Raw genomic sequence first — 14,708 nt, 5'->3', positions numbered from 1 at the left:
GCCACGGCCGAGAGGAAGTCCCCATGGGGCACATGGATCACTTCAGCGCCGGATGGGTCACCCCCGTCCTCTCCTATGCAATGGCCTGCGTCGGCTCGGCGCTCGGACTGCGCTGCACCGTCCGGGCACTCGAGGCGGACGGCGCCTCCAAACGCAACTGGCTCCTGCTGGCCTCCCTCGCCATCGGCTCCGGCATCTGGACGATGCACTTCATCGCCATGCTGGGCTTCAGCGTCGACGGCACCCCGATCCGCTTCGACGTCCCGCTCACCGTCCTCAGCCTGCTGATGGCCGTCGGCGTGGTCGCGGCCGGCGTCTTCACCGCCGGCTACGGCCGCTCGCGCGTGACGTCGGTCGTCCTCGGCGGCCTCGGCACCGGGCTCGGCGTCGCCGCCATGCACTACACCGGCATGGCCGCCCTCAACCTGCACGGCCGGGTCGGCTACGACCCGACCCTGGTCATCGCCTCGGTCGCGATCGCCGTCGTCGCCGCGACCGCCGCGCTCACCCTCACCCTGATCGTGCGCGGCCCCGTGCTGGCCGCCGTCGCCGCCCTCGTCATGGGGCTCGCGGTCAGCAGCATGCACTACACCGCGATGTGGGCCGTCAGCATCAACCTCGCGCCCAGCAGCGCCGCCCTGCCCGGCGCCACCGCCACGGAGTTCATCTTCCCGCTGGCCGTCGTGCTCGGCTCCTTCCTCTTCCTCACCTCCGCGTACGTCGCCCTCTCCCCGACCGGCAAGCGCCACGAGGCGGCGGTCGCCGCGGAACTCCTGCGCCAGGTCGAACTGACCACGGCCTGAGCGGTGTGCGAGGCCCGCGCGCTCACGCCGACCGGCGTGCGCGCGGGCGTGCACGGTGAACCGTCCGCCCGGTACGCGCAACCGACCGCCGCCTGACCCCGAGTCACCGGCCGCACGCCGAGACGGGGGAGGCGTGAACGGGACGCGCACGCGCCGGTCCCGAGCGGTGCCCACGCCTGCCACACGCCTCCACGGGACACCGCGCCCGCCCCCCCCGCATCGCCACCCCACCTCACCTCACCCACCCAACGAGGCACCATGCGCATCCTCCGCACATCAGCCCGTCTGCGCCCGAGATCGGTGCGGGCGAAGATCGTCGCCCTGCTCATGCTTCCCGTCGTGTCCCTCATGGCCCTGTGGGGCTTCGCGGCGGTGACGACCGCCTCCAGCATCGGGGACACCGAGCGGGCCAAGGACGTCAACGCCGAACTGCTCCAGCCGGTCGGCGAGTTCATCAACGCGTTGCAGGCCGAGCGGACCGCCGCCCTGCGGTACGCGGACGCGCCCGACGCCTTCCGGAAGGCCGGCACGGTCACCAACGAGGCCGCCGCCGACCTGGTGGACGGCATCAACTCCTCCAGCTCCGACGCCGCACTCCTCGACACCGCGCTCCCCAAGCGGCTGGACGCCCTGGAGGCCGACGCCGGCGGGCTCACCGCACTGCGCGACGAGGCGACCGCCAAGGGCGCCTCGGCCTCCGTCGCCTACACGCGCTACTCGACGATCGTCCAGCACGGCTTCGCCGCGATCGGCGCGCTCACCGGCGACGACACCACCGACTCGGCGTCCGAGGCGCGCGTGCTGCTCGAACTGGGCCGGGCCCGCGAGGCGGTGGCCCGGGAGCAGGCGCTGCTGGGGGCCGCGCAGGCCCGCGGAAAGCTCACGAAGGACGAGTACGCGCTGTTCGTCGGCGCCGTCGCCACCCAGCGCGAACTGCTCGCCCCCGGCGTCTCCGACCTCCAGTCCGCACACCGGCCGGCGTACGAGGAGGTACTGGACGCCGACGCGTACGCGCGCGTGCGGAGCGTCGAGGACGGCGTGCAGAGCGCGGGCCCCGGCGAGAAGGCCGTGTCGGCGTCCGCGCTGACGGGCTGGGACACGGCCGTGTCCGGCGTCCTCAAGGGACTCGCCGCCGCCGAGGACGGCGCCGGCACGGGCGAGACGGCGAAGGCCGACCCGTTCGGCTGGGACACGCTCGGCGCGTCCGGGATCGCCGTGGTGCTCGGTCTGGTCGGTGTGCTGCTGTCGCTGCTGGTCTCCGTGATCGTCGGCCGCGGCCTGATCGTCGAACTGCTGGACCTGCGCAACTCCGCGCTGGAGGTGGCCGGCCACCGGCTGCCGCAGGCCATGCGCAAGCTGCACGCCGGACAGGGCGTCGACATCGACGCCGAGGCCCCCATGCGCCGCCTCGCCGGCGATGAACTCGCCCAGGTCGGCACCGCCCTCACCGCCGTCCAGCGGGCCGCGCTGAAGGCCGCGTCCGAGCGCGCCGAGCTGCTCAGCGGGATCTCCGGGGTGTACGTCAGCCTGGCCCGCCGCAGCCAGGTGCTGCTGCACCGCCAGCTCGACCTGCTCGACGCCATGGAGCGCCGTCAGCACGACCAGGCCGAGCTGCACGACCTCTACCGCGTCGACTACCTCGCGACCCGGATGCGCCGCCATTCCGAGAGCCTGCTGATCCTCTCCGGCATCGCCCCCGGCCGTGGCTGGCGCGACCCGATCCCGCTGGCGGACGTGCTGCGGGCCGCCGTCGCGGAGATCGAGGGCGCCGGGCGCGTGCAGACCTGGGCGACCCCGCGGGTGTCGCTGGTGGGCGGCTCGGTCGCCGACGTGATCCATCTGCTCGCCGAGCTCGTCGAGAACGCGACCTCGTTCTCGCCGCCCAGCACCAAGGTCCATCTTCGGGCCGCGCGGATGCGGGAAGGTGTGCTCGTCGAGATCGAGGACAGCGGCTTCGGCATGAACGAGGAGGCTCTCGCCGACGCCAACGGCAAGATCCAGTCCGAGAAGGTCGACCTTCTGGACGCCAAGCAGATCGGGCTGTTCGTGGTGAACCGGCTGCGCGAGCGGCAGGGGCTGCGGGTGGAGCTGCGCTCCTCGCCGAACGGGGGTGTCACCGCGGCGGTGCTGATCCCTGAGGCCTTGTTGCGGGACGACATGCCGCATGCTGCAGGCGGCCGGGGGCTGGCTCCGGCGGCGGGGTTGCTTCCCGGCCGCTAGCCCGGGTGAGCGTCTGGGGGCTGCCGCCCCCAGACCCCCGCATCGACCCTGAACGGGCCTCGTCCTCAAGCGTCGGACGGGCCGGGTCGGACGGGCTGACGGGCACCTCGCCCCGCCGGACTACCCTGGAGGGTCGATCGATCCCCCCGGGCAGGAGAGAAATGGCCGTCAATCTGGTCAATGTCGAGAACGTCAGCAAGGTGTACGGGACCCGTGCACTGCTCGACGGCATCTCGCTCGGCGTGTCCGAAGGGGACCGGATCGGTGTCGTCGGCCGTAACGGCGACGGCAAGACGACGCTGATCCGGATGCTCGCCAAGCTGGAGGACGCCGACACCGGACGGGTCACGCACTCCGGCGGGCTGCGCATGGGCGTGCTCACCCAGCACGACTCCCTCGACCCCGCCGCGACCGTCCGGCACGAGGTCATCCGGGACATGGCCGACCACGAGTGGGCGGGCAACGCCAAGGTCCGGGACGTGCTGACGGGGCTGTTCGGCGGGCTCGACCTGCCCGGGTTCCCGCAGGGGCTCGACACCGTGATCGGACCGCTGTCCGGAGGCGAGCGCCGGCGGATCGCGCTCGCCAAGCTGCTCATCGAGGAGCAGGACCTGATCGTGCTCGACGAGCCGACCAACCATCTCGACGTCGAGGGCATCTCCTGGCTCGCCCGGCATCTGCGCGAGCGCCGCTCCGCGCTCGTGTGCGTCACCCACGACCGCTGGTTCCTCGACCAGGTCTGCACCCGCATGTGGGACGTCCAGCGCGGTGACGTCCACGAGTACGAGGGCGGCTACTCCGACTACGTCTTCGCGCGCGCCGAGCGCGAGCGCATCGCCGCGACCGAGGAGGTCAAGCGGCAGAACCTGGTCCGCAAGGAGCTGGCCTGGCTGCGCCGCGGCGCCCCCGCGCGGACGTCCAAGCCGCGCTTCCGTATCGAGGCCGCCAACGAGCTGATCGCGGACGTGCCGCCGCCCCGCGACAGTACCGAGCTGATGAAGTTCGCGTCGTCCCGGCTCGGCAGGACGGTCTTCGACCTGGAGGACGTCACCGTCCAGGCCGGTCCGAAGGTGCTGCTCCAGCACGTCACCTGGCACCTCGGCCCCGGCGACCGCATCGGCCTCGTCGGCGTCAACGGCGCGGGCAAGACCTCGCTGCTGCGCGCGCTGGCCGAGGCCGCGCGCACCGAGGGCGAGACACAGCCCGCCGCGGGCAAGGTCGTCGTCGGCAAGACCGTCAAGCTCGCCTACCTCTCCCAGGAGGTCGGCGAACTCGACCCGAACCTGCGGGTCCTGGAGGCCGTCCAGCAGGTGCGCGAGCGCGTCGACCTCGGCAAGGGGCGCGAGCTGACCGCAGGGCAGCTGTGCGAGACGTTCGGCTTCAACAAGGACAAGCAGTGGACGCCGGTCGGGGACCTGTCCGGCGGTGAGCGCCGCCGTCTGCAGATCCTGCGGCTGCTCATGGCCGAGCCCAACGTCCTCTTCCTCGACGAGCCCACCAACGACCTCGACATCGAGACCCTGACCCAGCTCGAGGACCTCCTCGACGGCTGGCCCGGCTCGATGATCGTCATCTCCCACGACCGGTTCTTCGTCGAGCGGACGACGGACCGGGTCTTCGCGCTGCTCGGCGACTCCAGCCTGCGGATGCTCCCGCGCGGCATCGACGAGTACATCGAGCGCCGGCAGCGCATGGAGGAGGCCGCGGCCGCCACCGTCCTGCCGGCGGGTGCGCAGAAGCCCGCGGCCGAGAAGAGCGCCGCCGACCAGCGCGCCGCCAAGAAGGAGCTCCAGAAGGTCGAGCGGCAGCTGGACAAGGTCTCGGAGAAGGAGGCCAAGCTGCACGCCCAGATCGCCGACAACGCCACCGACTTCGAGAAGGTCGCCAAACTCGACGCCGAGCTGCGGGCGTTGGTCGGCGAGCGCGACGAACTGGAGCTGCGGTGGCTGGAACTCGCCGAGGACGCGTGAAGGGTGCGTGAAGGCGCATAACGACGGCATCACAGGCCGGTCCTCCCTTGGGAACAGGGGCGGATCGGCCCCGGGAGCCGTCAGTCACGGGTGATAGAAAGAGCCGTCTGAGAACTTTCTGAAGACGGCTTCGGGTGGGTCACTGACCTGGGGGCGTGGCTAAAAAACAGTGACATAGGGGGAACACGCTGATGGCTACGCCGCCGAATCAGCCGCCGCAGCAGGGTGGTTTCGGACCAGCACCGCAGGATCAGCCGCAAGGCGGCTTCGGCGCACCGCAGATGCCGCCGCCACCGCCTCAGGGGCCGCCCGCGCAACCGCCCCAGGGCCCGCCCGCGCAGGCGCCGCAGCCGCAGCCGGGGTACGGCTATCCGCAGCAGCCCGGACCCTACGGGCAGCCCCCGCAACAGGGCCCCTACGCTCCTCAGCCCGGCCCCTACGGCTCGCAGCCGGGCCCGTACGGCGCGCCCGCCGGCCCCTACGGCCAGCAGTCCGGCTACGGCTACCCGCAGCAGCCCCAGTTCCCCGGCGCACCCGGTGCTCCCGGTGTTCCCGGTGCGACTCCGCCCGGCGGGCGCAACCCCTTCAAGGGGCGGCCCGCGCTGGTCGTCGGGGCGGCGGCAGCGGCGCTGCTGGTGATCGGCGGGCTGGTGTTCGCGGTCACGAGCGGCGACGACGGCGGCAAGCAGCCGGTCGCCGGGCCCAGCGACGACGACAAGGCCACGGCCACGTCGAGCGGCGCCCCGGTCAACCCCGGCGACGGCAGCGGCGACGGCGGCGAGGACACCGAGGACTTCAACGCGAACCGCCAGGCCGGCGAGGCGAAGGTGCTCTGGTACAAGGAGGCGCCCGACGCGCCCGCCTCCGGCGCCGACGCCCCCGGCATGTGGATCACGTCCAAGGCGGCCGTGAAGGCGGCCTACAAGGACGTCGTCGCGTACAACGTCGGCGACGGCAGGCCGACCTGGGACACCGTCAGCTTCCCGCAGGAGATCTGCGCGGTCACCCCGCAGAAGACGGCGGACGACAAGGTCGTCGTGGCGTACATGAGCGGCACCAGCGACCGCGCCAAGTGCAACCAGCTCCAGCAGATCGACCTGAAGACCGGTGCCAAGGGCTGGAAGGGCGTCGTCGCGGACGGCGCGTTGTTCGACAGCGCGATCACGATCGAGCTGTCGCTGACCGGCAACACGCTGATGGTGGGCCGCTCGCAGTCCGGGACGGCGTACGACGTCCGCACCGGCAAGAAGCTGTACGACAAGCAGAAGTACGGGGACGCGTGCTTCCCGACCGCGTTCGCGGGCGGCGCCCGGCTGATCGCGGTGGCGTCCTGCGACGCGACCGAGGCCACCGAGCACGACGAGATCCAGGAGCTGGACCCGGCGACCGGCAAGGTCAAGTGGACCCAGAAGTTCGACACCGGATGGACGGTCGCCAAGACGTACTCCGTGGACCCGCTGGTCGTCTACAGCACCAACGAGGACAAGAACACCTGGAACATCTCGACGTTCAAGCCGGACGGCTCGTACCGCTCGCAGGTCGGCTTCGACGAGGACTTCGCCCCCGACTGCGACTCCAGCTTCCTGCAGCGCGACCTCACCGGCTGTGTGGGCACGGCCTCCGACGCGAACACGCTGTACCTGCCGACCGAGGCGAGCAGCGGGCCCAACGAGATCGTGGCGATCGACCTGTCCACCGGCAAGGAGAAGTGGCGGGTGAAGTCCCCGACCGACGAGGCGATGCTGCCGGTGAAGGTCGAGGGCGGCAACCTCGTCGCGTACGTCGAGCCGTCGTACGACGCGGCCGGTCAGGTGGTGTCGATCCCGACGGCCGGGTCCGCGCACAAGACGACGAAGCTGCTGCAACTGCCCGAGAGCACGGCCGACATCGAGGACGGCTTCTACTCGCGTGACCTCGACTGGGTCGACGGGCGCTTCTACCTCTCCTCCACCCGGCTGACGGGCAACGACGACACGAAGGAGAAGCTGATGCTCGCCTTCGGCAAGTGAGGCGAACCGCCGTCGTCCAGCCCCCGTCTCCCGAGCGTTCTCCCGAGGTATCCACACCATGACCCAGCCGCCGCCCCCGCCCCCGAACCAGCCCCCGCAGCAGCCTGCGCAGCCTCCGCAGCAGGGCGGTTTCGGCCCGCCGCCGCCCCCGCAGGACGCCGTCCCCGCGGACGCCGTCCCCGCGGACGCGGCGCCCCAGCCCCCCACCCCTGACCTGGCGAAGCCTCCGGCACCGGCACCGGGCTACGGCTACCCGCAGGCCCCGGGCCAGGCTCCGCAGGCCCCGGGCCAGGCTCCGCAGGCCCCGGGCCAGGCTCCGCAGGCCCCGGGCCAGCCGCCGCAGGCCCCGGGCCAGGCTCCGCAGGCCCCGGGCCAGCCGCCGCAGGCACCCGGCCAGCCTCCCCAGGCTCCGGGCCAGCCGCCGCAGGCTTCCCCGGCTGCCTACGGGGCTCCGGCTGCTGCGGCTCCGGCCGGGCCGCCGCAGCCGGGTTACGGCTACCCCCAGGCTGCGGCCCCCGCGCCCGGGTACGGGTACCCGGCTCCGCAGCCCCAGCAGCCGGGCACTCCGGCGTACGGGCAGCCTCCGCAGCAGGGCCCCCCGGCGTACGGGCAGCCTCCGCAGCCGGGTCCGTACGGGCAGCAGCCCGGTTACGGGTATCCGGGGTACCCGGGTCAGCCGGGTCCCGGCTACCCGGGGCAGCCCACCGTGCCCATGTACGGCCAGGCCGGCGGCCAGGGCCAGGGGCAGGGCGCCGGAGGCAGGAAGCTCAACGCGCAGGTGCTGATCATCGTCGCGGCGGTCGTCGCGATCGCGCTGATCGTCGGCGGCGGCATCTGGTACGCGTCCGGTGACAACGGCAAGAAGGAAGAAGCCAGTTCCGGCGGCACGACCGGCGGCGACAAGGGCGGCTCGGGCGGTACCGGCGGCACCGGCGGCACGTCCTCCGGCGGCAGCGAGAAGGTGCCGGCCGACCCCGCCTCCAAGCTGCTCTTCAAGATTCCGATGCCCGTGGTCAAGAAGGACGACAGCGTCGGCGTCAAGGGCTCCTGGGTGACCGACAAGGCCTATGTGAAGACCGGCGTCAGCGAGATCGTCGGCTACGACCTGGACAAGGGCACCAAGCTCTGGTCGATCAAGCTGCCGGGCCCGGTGTGCGAGACCAGCAAGTTCGCCACCGACGACCACCGCACCGCGATCGTCTTCCAGGCGAGCGCGGCGGAGACGGCCCGGTGCGATCAGATCGGGGCGATCGACATGGCTGCCGGCAAGCAGCTGTGGACGAAGACGGTCACTTCCGGTGACTACGCGATCGACTTCGAGAACGTCACGGTCAGCGCGAACACGGTCGCCCTGGGCAGCACGGACGGCGGCGCCGCCTTCGACATCGACTCCGGCAAGGTGCTGTGGTCGCCGAAGCCGGCCGACACCTGCTACGACGCCGGCTACGGCGGCGGCCCGAAGCTGGTGGCGGTGCGCAAGTGCGGCGACTACGACAACCCCGAGCTGCAGATCCAGACCATCGACCCGGTCTCCGGGAAGGTGCTCTCCGAGTACAAGCTGGCCACGGGCATCGACTACGCGTCCGTCGTGTCCACCGAGCCGCTGGTGGTGGCCGCCGACGTCGGCGACAGCGCCGGTGACGGCAGCGGCATCTCGGACTTCTTCTCCATCGACAACAAGACCGGCAAGCTGCGCACCCGTATCTCGGTGCCGGGCGACGACTACGCGGCCGACTGCGACGGCATCACCAAGGTCGAGGACTGCAAGGGACTCGCCGTCGGCAACGACCGGATCTATGTGCCGACCGAGGAGCACGACGGCACCGGCGAGTACAGCCGCACCAACGAGGTCATCGCCTTCGACCTGGCCACCGGCAAGCAGACCGGCCAGCGCGCGGACGCCGGCGACGGCTACACGATCTACCCGCTGCGCATGGACGGCAGCAATCTGATCGCCTACAAGCGGCCGCCGTACGACAAGGGCGGCCAGGTCGTCAGCGTCGACGGCGGCACCTTCAAGGAGACCGTGCTGCTGCAGAACCCGTCCACGGACTCCGTGCGGGACCTGGAGACCACCCTGTCCCCGGAGTACTCGGAGGTCCTCTTCGCCCAGGGCCGCCTGTTCATGTCGGAGGTGTACGCCGACGACGGCGCGACCTCGGGCGGCGACCCGCAGTACCTGGCGATCGGGTTCGGCGCGGGCAGCTGATCGCGGGCAGCTGATCGTCCTAATCGTGGCCACGGCCCCGTCCCTGCTCAGGGGCGGGGCCGTGCACTTACCGCCCATGACCCTCGAATGCGAGGAATTTCGACGATCCGGGGCACTTCTCACGAGTAGGGGGAGCGCAACGTCGAACAAGCGTGTAGCTTCCGGGGGCATGAAGAACGGGGTGCCGGGGGGCACCCTTTGTTTGTCGTGGGGGGACTGGGGGTTGCTCGATGGGAGTGCGGCTGATGGTGGTCGACGACCACCGACTGCTCGCGGAGGCACTGGCCTCGGCACTCAAACTGCGGGGGCACCGGGTGCTCGCCGCGGCGGCGCCGACCGCGGGAGCGGCGGAACTGGTGATCACCCGTGCCCCGGAGGTGTGCCTGCTGGGCACGGCGACCCCGGCCGAGCCGGGCATCTTCGACCCGGTGGTCCGCATCAAGCGGGAGCGTCCGCAGGTGGCGGTCCTGGTGCTCGGCCCGGTGCCGAGCCCGCGCGGCATCGCGTCGGCCTTCGCGGCCGGCGCCTCCGGCTACGTACGCCATGACGAGCGGATCGAGGGCGTGGAGCGCGCCATCATGAAGGCGCGGGCGGGCGAGGCGGCGGTGGCCCCGCAACTGCTCCAGGGAGCGTTCAGCGAGCTCCTCAACCCCGCGGCCCAACCGGACGACGAGGGCCAGCGCCTGCTGCAGATGCTCACCCCGCGCGAGGTGGAGGTCCTGGTCCGCGTCGCCGACGGCGAGGACACCCGGCTGATCGCCGCGGGCATGGGCATCGCCCCCTCCACGGCCCGCACCCACGTCCAGCGGGTCCTGATGAAGCTCGGCGTGGGCTCCCGACTGGAAGCGGCGGCCCTGGCGGCCCGAACCGGCCTCCTGGACCGAGCCGGTGCGCTGCCCCACACCTCGCGCGACACGGACCACGCATGAGAGACGTCATCCGCCGGGGCGCACGCCTGGGCGCGCTGATCGGCGCATGGCCGGCGGGGATCGCCGGCACGCTGTGCCTGGTGACGGCGATCGTCTTCCTGGTCGGCGACATGCGGGGAACATTCTGGGCGATCCTGGGCATCGGCGTGGGCACGGCACTGGCCTGCATGACGGTGGGCGTCGTCCTGGGCGCCGCAACGGGTCTCGTCCTGGCCGTGGCGCCCCGCCGACTGCTCACCCACCCCCTGCCGAGGGGCCTCCTGGCGGCGCTCACCATGGGTCTCCCGCTGGCGACGCTCTCCCTTGTCTTCCTCCGCGGGGACGGCTACTCCCTCGCGGACTACCCTCCGTCGACCCACCTCCTGTTCTGGTCCCTCCCGCTGGCCGCGGCGCTGGTGACGGCAGCCCGCAGCGGTGAGATCACCGGCCACGGCACGGATCGCTGAGCGCGAGGGAAACGGGCGCGGGGCCGGAGTCCTGGTGAACTCCGGCCCCGCGCCCGGGGGTCGTCGCCGGCTGTGGGCCGTGGGCAGTGGGCCGTGGGCCGAGGGTCGTGGGCCGTGGGCCGAGGGTCGTGGGCCGTGGGCCGTGGGTCAGCCGAAGCGGAGCTTCGTCGTCGCCCAGGCGCTGTCCGCGCTGATCACCGCCGTTCCCGTGCCGATCACCGACGCGCCGCCCTTGTAGAAGTAGACGCTTCCGGCGCTGGACAGGGCCCAGAGGTCGGGGATGCCGTCTCCGGTGACGTCCGGGGTGCCGTAGAGGTGGGTCACCGGCACCGTGGTCGTCGACCAGCTCTCGGCGTAGACCTCGTCGGCGCCGGTCTTGGAGGCCGCCGCGGTCGCCAGGGAGGCGATGGTGGAGCCGCCGACGCTGTCCGCGACGCCGTAGCGCAGGTAGAGGCGGCTGGAGGAGCCGGAGCGCCACAGCAGGTCGGGCGCTCCGTCGGCGTCGTGGTCGCCGACCGAGACCAGGTCCCGCTCCAGCCACGCCGTCGAGGCGATCTTGGTGACGGTCAGGAACGTGACGCCGGTGTATCCCTCGAAGGCCCACATCGCGCCGCCGGTGGCGGTGGCGAAGAGATCGGCGCGGCCGTCCGCGTCGTAGTCGCCCACGATGATCTGGTCGAGGGTCGCCGGGTCCGGGGAGCCGGAGGGCAGCCGGACGGTCATCCGCTGGGAGATGTCGACGCTGCCGTAGCCGTCGCCTGGGTAGACGTACAGCTTGCCGTCGGGCATCCGGGCGAAGACGTCGCCGATCCCGTCGGCGCCGACGGCGTCGCCGCCGTGGGCGATCAGCGCCGCCGTGCCGTCCGTGCCCTTCCAGTAGCCCGGCAGGTGGTCGGCGCCGTCGCCGTCCGGGTCGGACAGCAGCGCGGTGCCGTTGTCGTGGGCGGCCTCCATGCCGACGTGCAGGTCACCGGCGGACGACGAGGGGTACATCAGCAGGTTGCCGCCCGAGCTGATCGCGAACAGGTCGGGAACGCCGTCGCCGGTGGTGTCGCCGGCCTCGTCGGCGGTGTCGCGCGGGGTGACGTAGAACAGGTACTTCGTGCCGAGCGAGACATTGCCCGCGCTGTCCACGGCCCGTACGTACAGCACGTTGGGTCCGGCGAGCGGCGGCGACAGCGACACGGTCGTCGAGGCGCCCGCGGTGACGGTCTTGCTGCTCGCGTAGGTCGTGGTGTTGAACGACCACTGGAACTTGGTGACGTCGGTGTCCTCGTCCGGCGCGATGGTGAAGTTGCCGGCCGTGCCGAACTTCACCGTCGACCAGATGGAGCCGTCCTCGTCCGCCGCCGGGAACGCGGTGGACGTGATCAGCGGCTCGTTGGGCACGCTGCTGTCGTAGATGAACCGGCACACGCCCGGGTCGGCGGTCGGCGCGTACGGTGAGGCGGCCCCGCTGGAGTCGATCGCGCGCACCCGCCACGAGTACTGGTAGCCGTTGGTGAACGACGACTTGGAGACGGTGGCCGACGCCTTGCCGGCGCTGGTGACGGTGACGTTCTTGTCGAGGATCTTGCTGTCGCCGTAGCCGGTGCGCCACAGCTCGAAGTCCAGGTACTTCAGGTCCTGCTGGGTGGAGGTGTCGTCCGCGTCGGAGGAGGCGGCCGACAGCACGAGGTCGCGCTTGCCGATGTGGATGTACGGGGTGGTGCGGTCGCACTGGCCGCCGGGCGTCTGCGTCACCGAACTCGGCGTCTTCGGCTTGCGGTTGTAGACGAGGGTGAGCTTGGGCGCGCTGTCGCCCTCGGCGCGGAACTTCTTCCAGGAGTACGCCGAGTCCTCGGTGCTGGCGCGCAGCCCGATGGTCATCGAGGACCAGCCGCCGTCGGCCGCGTCCTGGGCGACCGACTTGGCGTCGTAGCTGACGTAGGAGTCCGGGCAGGACGAGTTGTAGCCGTGCGCGAAGGACTTGGTGCCGATCTCCGACTTCCAGTCCGGCTGGTTGTTCCAGGTGGTCTTGGAGGAGATCCCGCCGGTGAGCCACACCTGCATCTCGCGCGAGGAGCACGACCAGGAGTAGGTCTCCCGCAGCTTGATGGAGGCCGAGGACACGTGTGCGCCCTTGATGTCGGTCGACCAGCCGAGCTTGAAGAAGGAGCGGGACAACCCCCAGGTCGTCGACTCGTAGCCGACGCGGGCCTCCGTGGTGCCGGTGTTGTAGTTGGCGCCGTCGTAGAAGCTGGAGCTCGGGTACTTCTTGTAGGCCGTGGTCCAGTTCTTGGTCTTGCCGTAGATCGTGGGGTCGACGAAGACCGGGTAGACGGTGTCCTCGTCGGTCAGCAGAGCGGCGTCGGGCACGATCGACAGGGCGGTGGAGGCGGCGCCGGGCGCGCTCAACTCGGCCCCGGCGACGGCCAGATGGGTGCCGGGGTCCGGTCCGGCGAGGCCGGGCAGGGCGAACACCTGCGCATCGGTGAGGGCGGCCGGGTCGGCGTCGGAGTACACGGCGTCGCCGGAGCCGGAGGACGTCTCGCGGTACACGGCGGTCCCCGCCTGCGCCCCGCCGCGGAAGGCGGCCGGATCGGCGGCAGACGAGTCGGTGGCAGACGGATCGGCGGCCGACGCGGCGGGCAGCTCCTCGATGTCGAGGGACTCGGGCACCTCGGGCTCTTCGGTCGTCTCCGCCGCCGGTGCGTCGGTGTCCAGCCCGTCGTCGGGCGGGACGCTCTCCTCGCCGACCTCCGCGCCCGGCTCCTCGGAGTACGACGGGGCCGGCTCGGCGGGCTCCTCCGCAGGCTCCGGGTCCGCGCCCTCGGTGACGGCGTAGGAGCCCGCGGAGTCCCACAGGTAGGGGGTGGGGGAGACGGCGATCTCCTGGCCGTCGCGGTCCTTGCCGGTGACGATCCTGGTGACCGGGTCCAGGTGGAAGGTGAGGTCGGGGGAGGACAGGCCGTAGGACAGCCTGGCGAGCGCCGGGTCGGCCGCGGCCGCCGCGCTGTGCACGATCAGCAGATGGCTGAAGCCGCTGGCCTGCGCGGTCAGCAGCAGGTCGACCCCGTCGAACACGTTCCGGTACAGGGCGCTGGAGCCGCTGACCACGGGCTCGGGCACCGCGCCCGGCCAGCTCAGGGTGATCTCGTGGCCGTCGCTGGTCATGGTGGCGAGCTCGGTGTAGCCGTCGGTGGCGTCGGCGACCTGAAGCGCGCTCCCGCCGGACCCACTGCTCCCGCCGGACCCGCTGCCCTCGCCGCTCGGGGCGCTGAAGACGGCCGGCCGCACGGTCGCCGTCCCGGTACCGCCGGCCTTCGTCGCGCTGCCTGCCTTCGTCGTGCCGCCGCCCGCCGAGAACACCACGGGGTCGGCCGCGACCTTGGGGGCCCAGCCGCCGTCGGCCGTCCGGGCCAGCGTGGTGTCGACGGGCTTCCACGCGCCGTTCACCTTGGCCCGTACCGGTGCGCCGTACGCGACCAGTTCGAAGCTGCCGTCGGGGCGCGCGTACGTCGTGGACGTCTCGTCGCGCAGCGCGGTCACCTCCACGCGCCTGCCCGTGGAGACCGCTCGCTCCTGCGCGGTGTCCTGGGTCAGCGGGACGGCGGCCGCCTTCTTGGTTTCGCCGGGGGAGTCGGCGGGCCCCGGATCGTCGAACAGTGGCACGGTCAGCAGCCCGACGCCGAGTGCGCCGGCGACCAGAGCGGCCACCCCTGCCCTCCCGCGTCCGGACGCGGGCAGGCCGAAGCGACGACGTTCCATGGTGGTGCGTCCCTCCCCCTAAAATTCCGGGACTCCCGGAATTCTGTGAAATACCTGTGCCTCGCCTGGGTCCGAATTTCTGTTTTCGGTGGCCAGGGAAAGCGAGCACAGAGCATGGCCGATGCGACGGGATCGCGCCACACTGCTTGACGTCCTTTGCTTTTCCGTTACCTGGGGCGTGGAGCGAACGGGCTCGCTCGTACGTCTAACAAGTGGGCTCCAGCAGCGAGTTCGCGTCTCGGATGTCGAGTGGCAAACAAGTGCAATATGCGCATACTTGGCGACCGATTGACCGCGCTTTGGCCGGTTCTTTGCCGTATAAACGGCCCGGATATCTTTTATGGCGGGCTATGGAATTTCGCCCTGTGAGCT

At 71.6% G+C, this 14,708-nt stretch carries 8 protein-coding genes; 7 read left to right on the top strand and 1 reads right to left on the bottom strand.

What is annotated here, in order from left to right; translation table 11 throughout:
* Nucleotides 1-23 precede the first annotated feature (23 nt).
* From ABZ725_RS16615 to ABZ725_RS16585, 7 genes are all read left to right on the top strand, one after another.
* Nucleotides 24-803 (top strand): MHYT domain-containing protein, encoded by a 780-nt coding sequence (locus ABZ725_RS16615; RefSeq protein WP_358803379.1) that lies wholly within the window; start codon nucleotides 24-26, stop codon nucleotides 801-803.
* Between the two features lie 258 nt (nucleotides 804-1,061).
* A complete protein-coding gene (locus tag ABZ725_RS16610; RefSeq protein ID WP_358803378.1) occupies nucleotides 1,062-3,023 on the top strand; it encodes an ATP-binding protein in 1,962 nt (653 codons plus the stop codon).
* Between the two features lie 161 nt (nucleotides 3,024-3,184).
* On the top strand, nucleotides 3,185-4,993 hold the full coding sequence (locus ABZ725_RS16605) for an ABC-F family ATP-binding cassette domain-containing protein (RefSeq protein WP_358803377.1): 1,809 nt from the start codon (nucleotides 3,185-3,187) through the stop codon (nucleotides 4,991-4,993).
* A gap of 191 nt (nucleotides 4,994-5,184) precedes the next feature.
* Nucleotides 5,185-7,002: a PQQ-binding-like beta-propeller repeat protein gene (locus ABZ725_RS16600; protein ID WP_358803376.1), complete on the top strand. Its 1,818-nt coding sequence runs from the start codon at nucleotides 5,185-5,187 to the stop codon at nucleotides 7,000-7,002.
* A gap of 58 nt (nucleotides 7,003-7,060) precedes the next feature.
* Nucleotides 7,061-9,211 carry a PQQ-binding-like beta-propeller repeat protein gene (locus ABZ725_RS16595; RefSeq protein ID WP_358803375.1) on the top strand — a complete coding sequence of 717 codons (2,151 nt, stop codon included), beginning with the start codon at nucleotides 7,061-7,063 and terminating at the stop codon, nucleotides 9,209-9,211.
* 230 nt (nucleotides 9,212-9,441) lie between these two features.
* Nucleotides 9,442-10,140 (top strand): LuxR C-terminal-related transcriptional regulator, encoded by a 699-nt coding sequence (locus ABZ725_RS16590; protein ID WP_358803374.1) that lies wholly within the window; start codon nucleotides 9,442-9,444, stop codon nucleotides 10,138-10,140.
* On the top strand, nucleotides 10,137-10,586 hold the full coding sequence (locus ABZ725_RS16585; RefSeq protein WP_358803373.1) for a hypothetical protein: 450 nt from the start codon (nucleotides 10,137-10,139) through the stop codon (nucleotides 10,584-10,586). Before ABZ725_RS16590 ends, ABZ725_RS16585 begins: the two co-directional genes overlap by 4 nt.
* A 147-nt stretch (nucleotides 10,587-10,733) precedes the next feature.
* Here ABZ725_RS16585 and ABZ725_RS16580 read toward each other — a convergent pair whose 3' ends face one another.
* Nucleotides 10,734-14,336 carry a DNRLRE domain-containing protein gene (locus ABZ725_RS16580; RefSeq protein WP_358803372.1) on the bottom strand — a complete coding sequence of 1,201 codons (3,603 nt, stop codon included), beginning with the start codon at nucleotides 14,334-14,336 and terminating at the stop codon, nucleotides 10,734-10,736.
* Nucleotides 14,337-14,708 lie beyond the last annotated feature (372 nt).

The sequence above is a fragment of the Streptomyces sp. NPDC006872 genome (assembly GCF_040635845.1).
In the GTDB taxonomy this organism is placed as follows: domain Bacteria; phylum Actinomycetota; class Actinomycetes; order Streptomycetales; family Streptomycetaceae; genus Streptomyces.
Note: the sequence above shows the minus strand (reverse complement) of the source record. Positions and strands in the feature narration are given on the sequence as shown.